This is a genomic window from Pedobacter foliorum, from assembly GCF_013266735.1.
Taxonomy (GTDB): domain Bacteria; phylum Bacteroidota; class Bacteroidia; order Sphingobacteriales; family Sphingobacteriaceae; genus Pedobacter; species Pedobacter foliorum.
The window spans coordinates 146,779-164,641 of sequence record NZ_JABSNU010000005.1; the positions used below are offsets into that span (position 1 = coordinate 146,779).

Below are 17,863 nucleotides of genomic sequence, written 5' to 3' on the forward strand. Positions count from 1 at the left end.
GTACAAAATTTGGAATCCAAACCTATGTCTCCAAAAAAGAGGCGTAACTAAACTACTATTGGTTATGAAACTAACCATTTTACTACTCACCACAGTAATATTGCAAGTAAGTGCAAACTCATTTGCCCAAAAGATATCCCTATCTGAAAAAAATGCAAAACTGACTAAGGTCTTTGACAAGATCAGGTTACAAACGGGATACGATTTTATGGTAACCAAGTCGACACTTAAAAATGCAAAACCGGTTAATATTGATGTAAAGGATAAGGAATTCCTTGAAGTATTAAAAATGATTTTTGCAGGTCAAAACCTTAACTATTCCTTTAACAATAATGCTATAATTGTTTCTGAAAAGCCTTTCAGTCCTGATTTTCCGGAAACAATTATTAAGGCGTTAATAAATGTGACAGGAAAGGTTCTTGATGAGAAGGGACTTGGTTTACCAGGAGCTACTATTAAAATTAAAGGAACTAAAAGAGCTGATATTACAGATGCTACCGGACGTTTTAGCTTAAAAGGAATAGACGAAAACGCAACTCTAGTGATCTCTTATTTAGGCTATGATTCGAAGGAAGTAAAAGCTGATGCCGCTGCGGAAATGATCATAACACTAACACCGCAGAGCAGCTCACTTACTGAAATTGTGGTTGTTGCTTACGGTACACAGAAAAAGACCAGCTTAACTGGCGCCATTGCTACTGTAACTCCTAAACAATTAAAGGACAGGCCTGTAACTTCTATACAGAATGCATTACAAGGAATTTCTCCTGGTCTAACTATTTTACAACGCCCTGGCGATGTAAGTCGCGATGCAGCTGCTTCTACAGCTGTTAGCATCAGGGGTAGAGGTAGTTTAGTAACTACAGCAGGTACAGGTAGCCCAATGTATGTTATTGATGGAATACCTGCTTCGGCACAAGAATTTGCAACCTTAAATCCAAGCGATGTATCAAGTATGTCGGTTTTAAAAGATGCTTCTTCGGCAGCGCTATATGGTTCCAGAGCAGCAAATGGAGTTATAATGGTAACCACCAAACGTGGTTCAGGAGATAAAACCACAGTTGAGCTAAATGCAAATTATGGATGGCAGTCACCTACAAAGATCGCACACTATGCAGGTTCTGTTGACTATACTACACTTTATAACGAAGCCCTAACAAATGCTGGCGCCGCACCGCTATTTACAGCCGAACAAATCCAATGGTACAAAGATGGCTCCAAACCAGATCTTTATCCAAATACCGATTGGTACAAACAGGTACTTCGTAAAACTGCTCCATTAAGTGATATCAACTTAAACATAAATGCGCCTGGTAAAATCACCAATAGTTATTTAGGCTTGTCTTATCTTAATCAGGAATCTATTATTCCTAATAGAAGTCAGGATCGTATAGTGGCTAAATTAAATACCGAAACTACCATCGTGCCTGAGATTTTGAAGGTTGGAACTAATTTCTCATTTATTAACCAAAATTTCGATCGCCAAGGTAACATGTCTTGGACAGAGCTGAATAGGTCATTACCTACTTCAGTGTTCCGTCAGAGCAACGGTGAGTGGGGATCAATTGACAATGGAAAAGCAAATTCACAAACTGCCGGCCGTAATCAAGTACGTATGATTGATGAGAGTGGTAAAGGCTGGGATCGTGATAATTACTTGCAAACAGCTGCCAATGCTACTTTAACTCCAATTAATGGACTATCGATAAAAGGTTTGGTTTCATTAAAGTATACAAATGGTAATTCTTGGGCTTTTAATAACACCATGAATCCGATTAATGATTTTTTAACCGGTAAGCCTATGACTTCTACACAAAAAGTGCAGAATGATATGCTTGAATACTGGCGTAAAAGAAAAGAGCTTTTAGTACAGGGAACTGCTGATTATGAGCGCACTTTTGGCAAACATTATGGTAAAGTAACTTTAGGAGCATCGCAAGAAAGTAATATGTATAGAACTGCCTTGGTTGGCCGTAAAAATTTCCCGAACAACGATATGACTACTGTGGTATCTGGTTCATCAAATCCTGAAGACATGAATTCTGATGTCGATGGACAGGCAAACCGAAGTAATGAGGAAGATTGGGCTATGCGTTCTGTATTTGGGCGTTTCAACTACGTTTTTAATGATAAATACCTTTTTGAAGTAAATACACGTATTGATTATTCATCACGTTTCCGCGCAGATGTGAGACAAGCTGTATTCCCGTCTTTTTCAGCAGGATGGAATGTTAGTAAAGAGGATTTTATGAAAAACGTTAATTGGATAAATAATTTGAAATTACGCGGTTCGTACGGTTCTTTGGGTAACCAGGAGGTAGTAAGTATTGGAAACTACTATGACCGTTTAAATACCGGTTACCAGTATAGCTTTGAAGAATCTCCTCAAGGCGGAGTTTGGTCAGATAAAATTTCGAATCCACGCACCAGTTGGGAAAAGGTTTTTATGACCAATATTGGGATTGACCTAAGTATGTTTAATGGTAAATTAGACATTACTACAGATTACTACATTAAAGATACTAAAGAACTATTGATGAGGGTTCCTGCCCTTGCAACAATTGGGGTAAATACAAGTACTACTGATGCTGTAAACAGCGGACTTCCTTTATCAAATGGTGCATCTACCCGAAATAAAGGGTTTGAACTCGCTATTAATCATAATAATAAAATTGGCGATGATTTTACTTTCAGTATTGGTGGTAATTTATCTATTATAAACAGTAAGATAACAAAACTGGGAGGTGGAGATGAAGTTGTTGACGGAAAATACATACAGAAAATAGGTGAATCAATAGGTTCTTTTTATGGTTATGAAGCCGAAGGTCTTTTTGTAGATGCTGCAGATGTAACCAATCATGCTTTTCAAACTGTAAATACCAAGCCTGGTGATATTAAATTTAAAGACCTTAACGGAGATAAAAAGATTGATGCGGCTGACCGTAAGGTAATTGGTAATGATGTTCCATGGTTAAATTATGGTTTTAACTTAAATGCGACGTATAAAGGGTTTGATTTTAATGTACTTACTTACGGTGTAGCAAAAGTTAAAACCTATTTATCTGAAGAAGCAGCTTATCCCTTCTTTAATGGCGCCAACGTTAAAGAACAATGGTTAAACCGTTGGACAATTGCTAATCCTAATCCAAATGCTGATTTTCCAAGAATTCTTACTACAGCGGCTGGAGCACAAAATTATAACCCAATTTCATCATTCTGGTTATTTAGTGGCTCTTATTTTAGGGTAAGAGGCATAACTCTAGGTTATACCATTCCACAAGATGTAAGCAAACGAATTGGCTTATCGAAACTAAGAATTTATGGAGCAGCTAACAATCCATTCACTATTATGGGGGATAAACGTTTGGCAGATTATGATCCGGAGACAGGTTCTGGACGTGGAGGCTATCCAGGTATGAAAACTTGGTCAATTGGTTTAAGTGCAGGGTTTTAATCACAAATAATTTGAATATCATGAAAAAAATAACATCAATATATATACTTACAGGGCTTTTAACAATTGGCACTGTAACCTCTTGTAAAAAAGATTTTCTGGAAAGACCACCGCTAGATCAACTGTCTGAAGCAACATTTTGGAAAACCCCTAATGATGTATACCAGGCTGTTATGGCAGTGTATAATCAATTACCTGGCGATGGAATAATTTATGAGGATGGTGCATCCGACAATGCTCATGCCCAGTATCCATGGGAAAGTTCTGCTACAGATGTTTCTGCAGGAACGCTTACTTCTACTACCGATGCCGGTTGGAGTTTTGTTGACATCCGTCGTGCTAATTATTTTCTTGCCAATGCAGATAAAGTAACTACAATAGATGCTGCTTTATTAGAAAGATATAAAGCAGAAGTTCGGTTTTTAAGGGCGCTGTTTTATTCCAGAATGGTAAATAAATTCGGAGATGTTCCATTAATTACAACAGTTTTAACTTTAGGACAAGAAAATGTGAAAAGAACTCCAAAGGCAGAGGTAATAAAGTTTATTACAGATGAACTGGAGGCGGTTTCTAAAATTTTACCTCAAGCTTATGCCGGTGGTAAGCCTAATGAAAAAGGAAGGATCACAAAAGGAGCGGCTTTGGCACTTAAAGCAAGAGTTTATTTAAATGATGGTCAATTCCAAGGGGCTGCAGATGCTGCCAGTCAGGTAATGACTTTAGGCTATACCTTATTTAAGGTTGATGCTGAAGAAGCCATAGATGCTAAAGATGATTATAGCAAATGGGTAACTTTTGCAAATGCTGCTGATGAGAAGAAATTCCGCTTAGGCTTGCGTAGTTACGAAGCTCTTTTTCATAAAGCAAATGAAGGCAACAATGAAGTGATTTTAGACCGTCAGCAAATTGACCAAAAGGATGCTAATTTCTTAAACACTTATTTATTGCCAGGCACTATTGGTGGTTGGAGCTCAGTAACTCCAACTCAGGAATTGGTAAACAGTTATGGCAGTTATAAAACTGGTGAGGCAGTTACACCAACCGATCCGGCACAGCGTGCTGCATGGTATATTGCTAAAAACCCTCTATTCGCTAATGAGTATAAAAACCGTGATCCACGTTTTTATGCGAGTATCTTGTTTGAAGATTCACCTTGGAATGCTGTTGAGGACGATTATAAATTTAATTGGGTTCAGGGAGCTTCCAATATGTCATTAACAGGATACAATTTCCGTAAAATGGTTGACCCTGCAATTTATCGTCTACAGGTAGATAATTATGCCAACATAATCTTAATCCGTTATGCTGAGGTGTTGTTAACCTATGCTGAGGCTAAAAATGAGGTTAGCGGTCCGGATAATTCAATTTATGAAGCCCTTGATGCTGTTAGAACGCGTTCAGGTATGCCTGTTGTAGATAGAGTAAAATATGCAGGTAAAGATGCGCTTAGAGAAGTAATTCGTAACGAACGTAGGGTAGAGCTTGCTTTAGAAGGACAGCGTTATATGGATATTCGTCGTTGGAAAATTGCCCCTCAGGTAATGAAAACTATTAATAATATTAAAAATACCCAAGCTCAGGAAAGGGTATGGAATGATAGATTTTACTTGATGCCGATTCCACAAAAGGAAATTGACCTTTCGAAAGGGGTATTAACTCCAAATCCAGGTTATAATTAAGACAGCATTTTTTAAACTATTAAAGAGGCCGTGCAATAATTGCACGGCCTCTTTAATATAATAGCGCTAATGTGTTGATACTCTCCATTTCTGTGGAGTCACCTTGTATTCCTGCTTAAATACTCTTGCAAAATAACCCGGGTCATCGTAGCCACAATCCATGGCAACTGATGCAATACTGTTGGTAGGATCTTGCAATAATTCCATCGCTTTTTTAAGCCTGATCATCCTGATAAACTTATTGGGAGAACACCCTGTCACTGCATCCAGTTTACGGTGAAGTTGCGAATGGCTCATAAAAACAAGTTTACTTAATTTTTCTACAGTAAAGTTGGTATCAGTCAGATTCTGTTCCACGGCTTCTCTAATTCTTTTTACAAAACTGTTATCTATAGCCTCACCGATCACTTTATCAGGTATGATCAGGTGTTCCATGAACTTGTTTTGATGTATTCCGGCTTTCTTAAGGTAATACTGCTGTAGATTTCTACGCATTTCCAGCAACTTTTTTATCCTTACCAATAGTTCTTTTTGATTGAAAGGTTTTTCCAGATACGCATCAGCGCCATGCTGAATGCCTTCAATTTTACTACTGATATCAGCTTTTGCCGTTAACATGATGATAGGGATATGGCTGGTATTTTCATTTTGGCGTAGCATTGTAGTCAGTTCAAAACCGTCCATAAAGGGCATCATAACATCGGTTATAATTAGATCAGGAATCATCTCTGTAGCGATATCAAAATCTTCACGACCGTTTGTGCCTACAAGCAACCGGTATTCAGAAATGCAGGAGGCTGTATATGCCACAACATCAGCATTATCTTCAACTAATAATATCAAAGGTGTATTTGTATCTTTTTCTTCATCAGGTGTAATAGATAAGACGTGATTGTTGGGTGTTATGGGTGTTGAACTTGGTTGTTCTTTAAAATCTTTCTGCATATTTTCCGCAACCGGAGCCACTTTCATTAACGGAAGGGATACGGTAAATTCAGTACCCTTAAGTGCTCCGGTAGGAGGGCTTTTCACGCTAATATCTCCCTCCATCAACTTTACCAGTTCTTTTGTCAATGCAAGACCAATACCTGTGCCTTCGGTATTCCGGGTATGGCTATTGTCAGTCTGAAAAAAACGATCGAAAATAAACTGTATCTGATCTTCAGAGATGCCTATTCCTGTATCTTTTATTTTTATGATCAGTGTAGGGCCGTTAATATTGATGGATTCTATACTTACACCAATATAGATATTCCCTTTTTCGGGGGTGAATTTGATGGCATTAGAGAGTAGGTTGGAAACGATCTGTCTTAATTTCTCCTCGTCATATTTTACGTAAAGCACATCAATATCTGTTAAAAAATGTAATTGTTTTTGCTGACTCTCAGCCAAAGAATGAAAAGATTCGACTATATAACGAAGAAAATGAATGACATCTCCATTGGATAATTGTAAATTCATTTTACCGGTTTCCAGCTTAGAAAGATCTAACATCTGGTTCACAAGATTCAGGAGGCTTCGGCCATTACGGATGATCATGTCCATTCGGGTTTGAAACAATTCTGTAGGCTTTTCTATTACCTGCTGAGCCATTCCCAGTATCACCGTAAGTGGCGTGCGGAATTCATGGGTAATATTGGTATATAATTGTGTTTTAATAGAATCCAGCTCTTTCATTCTTCTGGCTTCCAATTGCTCATAGTTTAACTGAGATTGAAGTTTGGCCTTATTCACATTGAACTTAAGGTATGCTCTAACCGAGAACGCAATAGCTAAAGCATAGATAAGATATGCCCACCAATTTAGCCACCATGGAGGCAATACCTGTATTTTTAATTCAGCAATATGATCGCTCCAAATCCCCTGACTATTACTAATCTGATTGCATTTTTAAAGGAAGTTCAGGATAAAAAGTTTATTGCTGATAAAAAGTAATTCACGATAGGATAACGAGGTCAGTTTCGGTAGCAGAAATACTCTTCAATAGCTGATTAAAAATTGCTGTTCTCATAATAACCTGGAACAGATTTAAATGCGGTTTGCCAATACATATAGTGGTGATTTCCTTTTCTTCTGCTATTTTTAAAATGGTTTGGGTAATCTGGTCACTTTTAACTTTAATAACTTCGGCTCCCAGCTCTGTTGCCATTTTAAAATTATTGATAAGGTGACGCTGCAGATCCAGTTTAATACGATCCCCACTTTCATGATTGTTTTGCACATATAGCACAATCCAGGGAGATCGATAATAGGAGGCTAGTCTGGCTGTTTTTCTAATCACCGTTTTGGCTGTTGCATTATTGGTGGAAATGCAGGCCAGAAAGCGTTCGGGACGAAGTTTGATTTGTTTAGGTATTTCAATACTGATTTTCCTTTCCAGATGATGGGCCACTTCCTTTAACGCTAGCTCCCTTAGTTGCAGAATACGTTCAGGTTGGAAGAAATTGCTTAGGGCTCTTTCAATTTTTGTCTTGTCATATATTTTTCCGGCTTTTAACCGGTCAATCAACTCATCTGCGGTAAGGTCGATGTTTACAATTTCATCTGCGGTTTCCAGAATCTTATCAGGAATCCGCTCTGTGATCGGAATACCTGTGATGGTCTCAATATCCTGGTTCATACTTTCCAGGTGTTGGATGTTTACTGCGGAGATCACGCTGATCCCTGCTTCCAGTATATCTGAAACATCCTGCCAGCGTTTACCGTTTTTACTGCCTTCTACGTTAGTATGTGCCAGTTCATCTACAATGACTACTTCGGGATGGATGTTGATGATGGCATGTACATCCATCTCTTCGAGTTCTTTTCCTTTGTAAAAGATTTTTCTTCTTGGAATGACAGGAACACCTTCTAGCAGCGCATGCGTTTCCACACGGTTATGGGTTTCAATATAACCGATCTGTATGTTAATACCATTTTTGAGTAAGGCATGTGCTTCCTGCAGCATTCTGTAGGTTTTGCCGACACCTGCACTCATACCGATGTATACTTTAAACTTTCCTCTTCTGGATTTTTTTACCAGATCAAGAAATTTTCTTACTGAATCAGTTTTATTGTCTTCTTCCATAATTTATTAAATTTACCATTTAATAATGATGTAATGGTTACTCGTTAAGTACCAGAGTCCCATGATAATTAGTCCGATACCAAAACGCACAATCAGTTTTTTCATAACATATATTTGATTTAACAATTACGGAACTCAACAGGTTTTAGAGGAGTTCCGTAAGTTTAAAATAGTATAATCTAAGTTTAAAATGCGACAGCGATGCTTGCTGTAATTGCTGCATTGTTATCTACAGCATTTAAATTACGTGTAAATATTTTGTCTTTACTATTGTACATTTTGCCTTCCAATCTGATTACCGCATTACTAATTGGTGCATAATCCAGATTCAGAGAATAGCCAGTTGTTTTAAAACCATTAGGTGTTCCAGTAGCAATAAAAACACCCTCTTTATCCTGATAATACTCCGCTCTTCCGGCGATTGCCCATTTGCTGTTGATCTTGTATTGTGCGATGGCAACAGGCGAAAGGACTTCATTTTTGTCGCTGCTTCCTTTGGCTTTCTGTTGTGTTCCATAATCAAAACCAAGGGTTAATCCAAATTGATTGGTTATCTGGAATATCCCGTAAACATTATGATAGAATCTCGTTACGCGAACAGAATCTGCACCCTCTGTGCCTAGATAATTGCTGTAGTTAACCGTAATTTTATCGGTTGGTTTCCAGGTTAGTTGTACGCCTCCCGCAGGTTGGCTGTTTCCATTCTGACGGGTAATTCTTTGCCATCCGTTTAAGTAAAAAGCGGTAGCTGCAAACTTTCCATCATTACTGCCGTAAGTAATTTTTGCACCTGATTCATAGTAAGGAGTGTTTTCTGAGGAAATGTTTCTGGTTAGTACCCAGCAATCTTTGGAAATGGCACTCTCAAACCCAATATGTGAGGAGAATACCCCGGCATCTAACCATAAATTTGCAGTTTTGGATAGTTTGACTCCGGCATTAGCTTCATAGATATTTTTTAATACTCCCGGTTCGGTAGTTAAATTGGCATTGGCGTAGGTTCCGGCCATTACGGCTACGTTTGCTCTGATGTTTCCATTATCATAATTGCCTTTAATGAAACCGAGGTTTAAATTAATTTCGTTATGTCGGTTGTGAGAATAGATAAATCCGGGTCTGTTGTTGTCTGTTGGTTTATTCAAATCATAACCGAAGTAAGTTTCCAGGTAACCACTTACTTTGATCTTAGGTTCTTCCTGTCCGTAAGCGATTGATCCTGTAGTTAATGCTGCGGCTAATGCTAAAAGTTTTTTCATTTTATATTGTTGTATTTTATATTGTTGTATTTAGTTGGTATTCTTAGTTGGAGTTATTGTTTTTTAGTTGGAGTTATTGTTATGCAGTCGTCATCCTGAATTTATTTCAGGATCTCGCAAGAGAAAAGACTAGCGAGTGCGAGGTCCTGAAATAAATTCAGGATGACGATGGTATAAATTCAGGATGACAATCATTAACGTTTCAACTCATCCAGGGCAAGGTTCAACTTAAGCACATTTACCGATGAAGGACCAAACAGACCCAATAACGGGCCTTGTGTGTTTTTTACCACCAGTTCGGCTACGGTCTTTTCATCTATTTTGCGATAGGCAGCAACTCTTTTGATCTGGATAATGGCACCTTGTTCAGATATATTTGGATCTAAACCACTACCTGAAGCAGTGACCATATCTGCCGGAATATCGGCTCTTTTTATGGATGGGTTGTATTTCAATAAAGTATCGATCCTGTTAGAAACCTCTTTTAGGTAGTCGGGGTTAGAAGGTCCTTTGTTAGAGCCTGCAGATCCTGCCGCATTGTAACCTACAGCTGATGGTCTTCCCCAGAAATATTCTGGTTTGGTAAAGGATTGGCCAATTGCGGCATAACCAACAACTTTACCATTTCTGGTGATCTTCTCACCTCCACCTTTTCCTTTTGAAAATCCACCGGCAAAAGCTACAATTAGAGGATAAATAACGCACAGTAATACCATAAGTACTAGTGTTAAGCGTAAGGATTGTATGATATATTTTTTCATGATATTTTTTTTAAACAAATAAGCCTACTACAATGTCAATTAGCTTGATGCCAATAAATGGAGCGATAACACCACCCAAACCGTAAATCAACAAGTTTCTGCGTAACAATGCACTGGCACCAATTGGTTTATATTCTACACCTTTTAAGGCCAAAGGGATAAGGATTGGGATAATGATCGCATTGAAAATTACAGCTGATAAAATCGCACTTTCAGGACTGTGTAGTCCCATGATATTCAAACTCTGCAATGCAGGAATTGAAGCGATAAACAGAGCTGGCACAATCGCAAAATACTTGGCCACATCATTGGCAATTGAGAAGGTGGTCAGTGTTCCGCGAGTGATCAGCAATTGCTTACCAATTTCTACGATCTCGATTAGTTTGGTTGGGTCGTTGTCCAGATCTACCATGTTGCCAGCTTCTTTAGCTGCCTGTGTACCACTGTTCATGGCCACACCAACATCTGCCTGTGCAAGGGCAGGGGCGTCATTGGTACCATCACCCATCATTGCAACGAGTTTACCTAAAGCTTGCTCTTCTTTAATGTAATTCATTTTATCCTCAGGTTTGGCCTCAGCAATAAAATCATCCACACCGGCTTTCTCTGCAATGAATTTTGCAGTAAGGGGGTTGTCACCGGTAACCATTACAGTTTTTACACCCATTTTGCGCAGGCGCTCAAAACGCTCGCTGATGCCCGGTTTAATGATGTCCTGTAATTCAATTACACCCAGGGCTTTTTCATTTTCAGAAACAACGAGTGGGGTTCCTCCATTACTTGCTATAATTTTTACCTGCTCTTCAATGTCAATTGGGAATGGATTACCAGCTGTTAAAACAATATTTCGGATAGAATCAAATGCTCCTTTACGAATTCTTTTTCCATCTGGAGTATCCAAACCACTTGACCTGGTTTCTGCGGTGAATTTGATAAATTTAGATCCTTCCGGTGCAGTCAGTAATTTATGATCTTGAGATACTGCAAGTTCAATAATAGATTTACCCTCAGGAGTTTCATCTGCAAGAGAACTTAACATGCAGGCGTTAACAAATTGATTGTTATCCAGCCCCGAGGTAGGATAAAAATTGGTTGCTTTACGATTACCAATAGTAATGGTGCCCGTTTTATCCAACAATAAAACATCAATATCACCTGCTGTTTCAACAGCTTTACCTGATTTGGTGATTACATTAGCACGCAATGCTCTGTCCATACCGGCAATACCAATTGCAGATAACAGTCCACCGATGGTGGTTGGAATCAAACACACAAACAACGAAATTAAGGCTGCAATAGTGATAGGGGTATTGGCATAATCAGCAAATGGTTTCAGTGTTACACAAACAATAATGAATACCAGAGTAAAACTGGCAAGCAATATGGTTAATGCAATCTCATTAGGTGTTTTTTGACGTGAAGCTCCTTCAACCAATGCAATCATTTTATCCAGAAAACTTTCGCCTGGTTGGGTGTTTACCTGCACTTTAATGTGGTCAGACAATACCTTTGTTCCGCCTGTAACAGAGGATTTGTCTCCTCCCGACTCCCGGATTACCGGTGCAGATTCTCCGGTGATTGCTGATTCATCAATGGTTGCAATACCTTCAATGATCTCCCCGTCAGTAGGGATGGTGTCGCCTGCTTCACAAGTAAAAACATCTCCTTTTTTTAACTGGTTGGAAGAACGGATCTCTATCTTTCCATTGGCCAGAACAACTTTAGCAGGAGTTTCCTCACGTGTTTTTCTTAAGCTGTCTGCTTGGGCTTTTCCTCTTGCTTCTGCAATGGCTTCAGCAAAGTTGGCAAAGAGCACAGTAAGCAATAAGATTAAGAAGATAAAAAAGTTATATAGTGGCGAACCCTGGCCTTCGTTGCTCATGGAATATATGGTCACGTAAGCCATAATCACGGTACCGATTTCAACGGTAAACATGACTGGGTTGCGTACCATTACCCTTGGATCAAGTTTGATGAAAGACTGTTTCAGTGCGGTTTGCACTAAGGCAGGTTCAAATAATTTATTAGATGAGTGTTTCATTATAATCTATTTAAGCATAGTAAAGTATTCTGCCAATGGGCCTAAAGCCAGAGCAGGGAAGTAAGAAAGTGCATTCAGTACAACGATCACCGCAAAAGTCATCAGACTGAAAGTCAAAGTATCTGTTTTTAAGGTACCAGCAGATTCTGGGATGTATTTTTTAGCACCAAGTAAACCTGCAATGGCAATCGGTCCAATAATCGGTAAGAAACGACCAAGGAACAACACAAAGCCTGTAGCCACGTTCCAGAAAACGTTATTGTCGCCAAGACCTTCAAAACCAGAACCGTTATTGGCATTGGATGAGGTCACTTCATACAACATCTCTGAGAAACCATGGAAGCCAGGGTTGTTTAACCAGCTTTTAGGTTGTACTGCCCATGCGGCATCGCCATGATTGGTAAACACATAACTGGCTATGGCAGTTCCTGCTAAAATTAGGAAGGGGCTCAGTAAGGTGATCAATGCGGCTATCTTTACTTCTCTAGCTTCTACTTTATGACCAAGGAACTCAGGGGTTCTACCCACCATTAACCCGGAAATAAATACAGCAATGATCAGGTAGATAAAATAATTCAGCACTCCGACACCACAACCTCCGTAAAAGGAGTTGATCATCATACCCAGTAATTGCCATGCGCCTGTTAGTGGCATGGTGCTGTCGTGCATACTATTTACAGAACCTGTAGAAATAATTGTAGTTACTGTACTCCAGTAAGCAGATATGGCTGGTCCGAAACGCACCTCTTTGCCCTCCATGGCTCCGGTAGCCTGTGAAATGCCCATTTTTGCAATGGATGGACTTCCTCCAAGTTCTGAACTTACTGTTGGGATTAACAAAAGGAACATCCCAATGGTCATAACTCCGAAGATCATCCAGCCCAGCCTTTTGCGTCGGATGAAAATACCAAAGGCGATGACCATGGCAATAGGGATGATTACCTGTGCAATCAATTCAACCATATTGGTAATGTAATTCGGATTTTCAAGTGGGTGGGTAGAGTTGGCTCCAAACCATCCACCACCATTAGTACCTAAGTGCTTGATGGCAATAAAGGCTGCTGCCGGACCTCTTGACACATTTACAGTATCACCTTGAACTGAAATGAATTGATCTTTTCCTTCATAACTGGTTGGTGAACCGTTAAAAGCAAGAATGATTGCCATTACCAATGATAAAGGAAGTAATAGTCGTGTAATAGATTTTACAAAGAACTCCCAGAAGTTACCCAGTTTAGTGCTTGTTTTATCGCGAAAAGCTTTAAAGAGCACCACAGCTGCAGCAATACCTGTTGCACAGCTTACAAACTGAAGGAACATCAGCACAAAATGCTGAGTTAGGTAGGTAACACCGGTTTCACCTGAGTAGTGCTGCAGGTTACAGTTTACTACGAAACTGATGATGGTATTAAAGGATAGGTCTGGTGTCATTCCAGGGTTTCCATCTGGATTCATCGGAAGCTTATCCTGGTACATCAGGACGAAGAATCCGTAAACCAACCATACCAGATTAATGGTCAGCAGCGCTTTCATGTGCTGCTTCCAGTTCATTTCTTCTTTTGGGTTAATACCCGATAGTTTATAGATTCCGGATTCAATAGGTTTTAAAAAGTCTGTCCAGACTTTTTCTCCGGCAAATACCTTGGCTAGGTACTTGCCCAGCGGAATAGCGATCACCAATGTAAGCAGGTAGGTAGCTATTATTCCAAGTAATTCAGTGTTCATAATTTACAATTAAAATTTTTCGGGTTTAATCAGCACGTAAATCATGTAAATGAAAACGGCGATAGCGATAATGAATAATGCGATCATAATTTTTAGATTTTTTCGAACCAGTCGATTGATTTGTAAACTACCCAGCAGAGGATCAGCAGGGCTAAAAAAAGCAGGATTGTAAGCATGATATTTTATTTTATGATAGGCCTATGCCAATCCATATGCCATATAATTGGTTATATTCGTAACTATCTTGTAGTCAGTTTGTTTTGATGATTTTAAATAAAACACTGATGGGTTAAAACATAAAGACCCTTCCATTATGGAAGGGTCTTTATCATATTGGTTTGCTATTGTTATAATGATTCAGAAGTCAGCAAGTTTAGTGCGGTATCGTTGGCGAGATATGGGAATAAGGATTCCAACAGATCGATGTAAATGATGATCCCATCATTGATTTCTGCAAGGTAAATGTATTCATCAGCGGTATGTGAGCGGGCAGAGTCGCCGGGGCCCATTTTTATTGACGGCATATCCAACCATCCCTGGTCAGAACTGGTAGGAGAGAGGTAGGTTTTCCTGCCGATAGCAATGCCCGTCTTTACCAATGGGTGCATCAAGTCGATTGAAGAGGGACTTAGTACATTCGGGCGCAGGGTGGTATCGCAGAAGGTATGGTTTTTAATGATATTTAGTATTTCCTTTTCTGTATAACTGTGGTCAAATCGTATGTCGACAGTGAAGTTGCATTCCCCAGGAACAATATTGTGCTGCAGGCCTCCATTGATCTGGGTGACGGTCATTTTTACCGGGTTTGGAAAATTTGACTCTATTGGGAAAACATAATTCGAAAACCAGTGGATATCTCTGATGGCTTTGTAAATGGCATTATCACCTTCTTCTCTGGCCGCATGTCCAGAACGCCCTGTTGATAAACAGTCCAACACCATAGAACCCTTTTCAGCAATAGCCATTTGCATGTTTGTGGGTTCACCTACAATGGCAAAGGAAATGGGCATCAGGTCATCTAATATGCATTTTATCCCTTTCTGACCAGAATTTTCCTCTTCAGCAGTTGCAGCAAGGCAAAAGTTAAAAGGGAGGTCAGTCTGCTCATAAAAATGAATGAAGGTTGAGATGAGTGACACAAGTGGGCCTCCAGCATCATTGCTGCCAAGGCCGTACAACTTCCCGTCTTTCGTAACTGGCGTAAAGGGGTCATTCACATATTGTGAGTTAGGTTTTACTGTATCCAGGTGCGAATTGAGCAGGATGATAGGTTTGTTGGGGTCAAAATATTTATTGTAGCACCAGATGTTGTTGAATTTACGGATTGTAGCTATAGATCGCTCATTTAAAAATGTTTCTACGTGATCTGCAGCAAAGCTTTCTTCACCACTGAAGGATGGGGTTTTTATTAATTTCTCGAGCAATAATACTGCTTCTTCATACAATTTTTTCATATGTATAGTTTCTTTGATACGCGTGTTTCAAAGGCAATGCCTTCAATATGCCAAAGAAAGAAAAACAGACTTTAGGCCATTCAAATCAAAGAGAAATATTTTTTAGCAGAATGAACATGAAAAGAAAGCCTTCCATTATGGAAGGCTTTCTGTCAAATTGAGTTGGCTGTTACGTCCGGTTTTTTGTAGACGTTCACTTCTATAAAAGTAACAACACTTTATAATCTTATTTTTATTCCTCCGTTAATTACAAAACCATCAACTGGAGCATAAATGTCTCTAAAAACTGGTTCGGTAATAGTACCCGTATAAATGGTGTCAAACTTAGTTTGACGAGTATCGGTTAGGTTTTCAAAGTTGATGAAGATAGAAAATCGTTCCCATAGTTTTTCAGCCATAAATCCGGCTGTCCAATAGCTTTTTCCATTGGTACCATCATTTAACCTTTGTTTGCTATAATAATAAGCCTCAGCTCCAATTTTCCATTCGTCTTCCACCTCATACATTAAAACATTGTTTAAACGGTGTTTTGAAACCAGTGGATATATAGTGCTTGTGCTCCCTGTATATTGGTTTACATCGGCTAGGGTATAGCCAATAAACAACTTAAAATCACCGTAAGTGATTTTGGCATTTGTTTCCATTCCTTTGGTATCCAAATTACCTTTAGGCTGCACATAGGCTAAATTATTGCCCGTCGTAGTGGTTAACAATATCGGATTATTGACACGAGTATAAAAGAACATTTGATTAATACTGAAACCAATTTTATCATCAAATAGGATTGTTTGGTAATTTACATCATAGTTGGCACCATAAGAACGTTCTGCTTTCGTATTGGCCACATCAATAGGCAATACATTACGAAATTGGACTCTTTCTGCGTCCTCTGTAAATACAGTAGGTGCTTTGTATCCTAGTCCACCACCTAAGCGGGTAGAGAAATGCTCATTGATTTTCCATAAGCCTGATACTCTCGGTAAAAAGAAAAAACCATATTCATTATGATAATCACCACGAATGCCGGATTCAAGAGTTAATTTCTCCGTGAGGTTCCAGGTATTTTGCACAAAACCTCCAATTGTTGTGTAATTGTAGTTTCTTAAGGCGAAATCGCTATTTTGATCTTCCTTAAAATGATCTGTAAGAAGGTTTACACCTGCAACCCAGTCTGATTTTTCGCCAGTACGAGCATAATTGGCTTCGCTATAGGTTGCTAACTGTACTCCTGAAAAAAGATAAGATGGTAAGCCAATATTTCTATCATAATAGCTTACAGAATTACGAAAAGTCAGTTTCTCTTTATCATTTAATTTATGGTCTAATTCAATCTGGGTACTATAGCGACCTGTTTTATTCTCTTCAAAATAACTGTGCTGAGCACTGCCATTGCCTTTAATATATTCCAAATCACCACCTATACGTTTTTCTGTGGTAGCATTTATTCCGGCAGAAAGGGTAGTCGCATTGTTAAAATAAACAAACAGCTTTGGATTTAGCGTAAAGCGATTAAATTTTGGAATGGCTGTGAGACCAATATCTGATGGATCGTATGCCGTACCCTTGTTGTAAGCACCGTAAACAGTAATCCCAATTTTTTCAAATTTCTGTCCGTAAAACCCACTTGCATCAAGTCCTAAGGCCGAAGTTCCATTTAAAAGAAAATTTAACTGACGCTCTTCTGTCGGTTTCTTGGAGACTAAGTTTACAAGTCCAGCAATTGCCCCACCGCCATAAAGAGTAGAAGATGAACCTTTTATAACCTCTACTTGCTGTAAATCTAGTGGGGCTATTTGTAACAATCCTAAACCACCCGAAAAACCAGCGTATAAAGGAAATCCATCACGGATGATTTGAGTGTATTTTCCATCCAGACCTTGAATACGAATACTTGAGTTGCCACTTGTGGCCGAAGTTTGCTGGGTTTGGATACCTGTACTTTCTGCTAGCAGCATTCGGATATCTCCTGGTTTCATATTTCCTTTTTCATCTAATTCTTCTCCTGCAATGACCTCTACACGAGTAGGTATATTGTCAATAGTTCTGCTGCTTCTTGTAGCCGAAACAACAACTTCATCCAATTCCTCTTCTGTTTCAAGTAAGATCAGCATAGGTGAAGGTTGAGTTAAAGGGAAATTTAAAGTATCAGTTCGCGTTTTGAAACCGACATAACTAAACTGGATAATTTGCTTCCCTGATGGAACATTGTTTAATGTAACTATTCCATCAGCACCCGATATAAAACTGATGTTTGTTCCTTGGACCTTAATGTTTGCTCCAATGATGCCCTCATTGGTTTTTACATTTTTTACAACCGCATTGTATGTGTTTTGGGCATAGGCTGAAACTGTAAAAAACAGTGCAGCCATAATCAAGATATATTTATTCATGATGTGTTTAATAATTAAGTAATTTCAATAAATACA

The 17,863-nt window shown here is 38.9% G+C and carries 11 protein-coding genes; 2 read left to right on the plus strand and 9 right to left on the minus strand.

Annotated features, from left to right (window positions below; genetic code table 11):
* Positions 1–64: 64 nt before the first annotated feature.
* Complete coding sequence (locus HQN83_RS12355) at positions 65–3,454, plus strand: TonB-dependent receptor (RefSeq protein WP_173090658.1); 3,390 nt, start codon at positions 65–67, stop codon at positions 3,452–3,454.
* Between the two features lie 20 nt (positions 3,455–3,474).
* Complete coding sequence (locus HQN83_RS12360) at positions 3,475–5,133, plus strand: RagB/SusD family nutrient uptake outer membrane protein (protein ID WP_173090659.1); 1,659 nt, start codon at positions 3,475–3,477, stop codon at positions 5,131–5,133.
* Between the two features lie 66 nt (positions 5,134–5,199).
* On the opposite strand, the gene HQN83_RS12365 is transcribed toward HQN83_RS12360, so the two are convergent.
* The 9 genes from HQN83_RS12365 to HQN83_RS12405 all read right to left on the minus strand — a co-directional run bounded on the left by HQN83_RS12365 (position 5,200) and on the right by HQN83_RS12405 (position 17,827).
* On the minus strand, positions 5,200–6,954 hold the full coding sequence (locus HQN83_RS12365) for a hybrid sensor histidine kinase/response regulator transcription factor (protein ID WP_173090660.1): 1,755 nt from the start codon (positions 6,952–6,954) through the stop codon (positions 5,200–5,202).
* Positions 6,955–7,069: 115 nt separating this feature from the next.
* A complete protein-coding gene (locus HQN83_RS12370) occupies positions 7,070–8,200 on the minus strand; it encodes a sensor protein KdpD (RefSeq protein WP_173090661.1) in 1,131 nt (376 codons plus the stop codon).
* A gap of 185 nt (positions 8,201–8,385) precedes the next feature.
* A complete protein-coding gene (locus tag HQN83_RS12375; protein WP_173090662.1) occupies positions 8,386–9,456 on the minus strand; it encodes a porin in 1,071 nt (356 codons plus the stop codon).
* A gap of 194 nt (positions 9,457–9,650) precedes the next feature.
* Positions 9,651–10,217: a K(+)-transporting ATPase subunit C gene (locus HQN83_RS12380; RefSeq protein WP_173090663.1), complete on the minus strand. Its 567-nt coding sequence runs from the start codon at positions 10,215–10,217 to the stop codon at positions 9,651–9,653.
* Positions 10,218–10,227: 10 nt separating this feature from the next.
* Positions 10,228–12,258, minus strand: coding sequence for a potassium-transporting ATPase subunit KdpB (gene kdpB / locus HQN83_RS12385; RefSeq protein WP_173090664.1), 2,031 nt, complete (start codon positions 12,256–12,258; stop codon positions 10,228–10,230).
* 6 nt (positions 12,259–12,264) lie between these two features.
* The gene (gene kdpA, locus HQN83_RS12390; protein WP_173090665.1) at positions 12,265–13,983 is read right to left on the minus strand and encodes a potassium-transporting ATPase subunit KdpA; all 1,719 of its coding nucleotides are present in this window, start codon (positions 13,981–13,983) and stop codon (positions 12,265–12,267) included.
* A 9-nt stretch (positions 13,984–13,992) separates the two neighbouring features.
* Positions 13,993–14,070 (minus strand): potassium-transporting ATPase subunit F, encoded by a 78-nt coding sequence (locus tag HQN83_RS12395; RefSeq protein WP_082035969.1) that lies wholly within the window; start codon positions 14,068–14,070, stop codon positions 13,993–13,995.
* Positions 14,071–14,330: 260 nt separating this feature from the next.
* Positions 14,331–15,437: a M20 family metallo-hydrolase gene (locus HQN83_RS12400; RefSeq protein ID WP_173090666.1), complete on the minus strand. Its 1,107-nt coding sequence runs from the start codon at positions 15,435–15,437 to the stop codon at positions 14,331–14,333.
* 218 nt (positions 15,438–15,655) lie between these two features.
* Positions 15,656–17,827, minus strand: a complete 2,172-nt coding sequence (locus tag HQN83_RS12405) for a TonB-dependent receptor (RefSeq protein WP_173090667.1) — start codon at positions 17,825–17,827, stop codon at positions 15,656–15,658.
* Positions 17,828–17,863 lie beyond the last annotated feature (36 nt).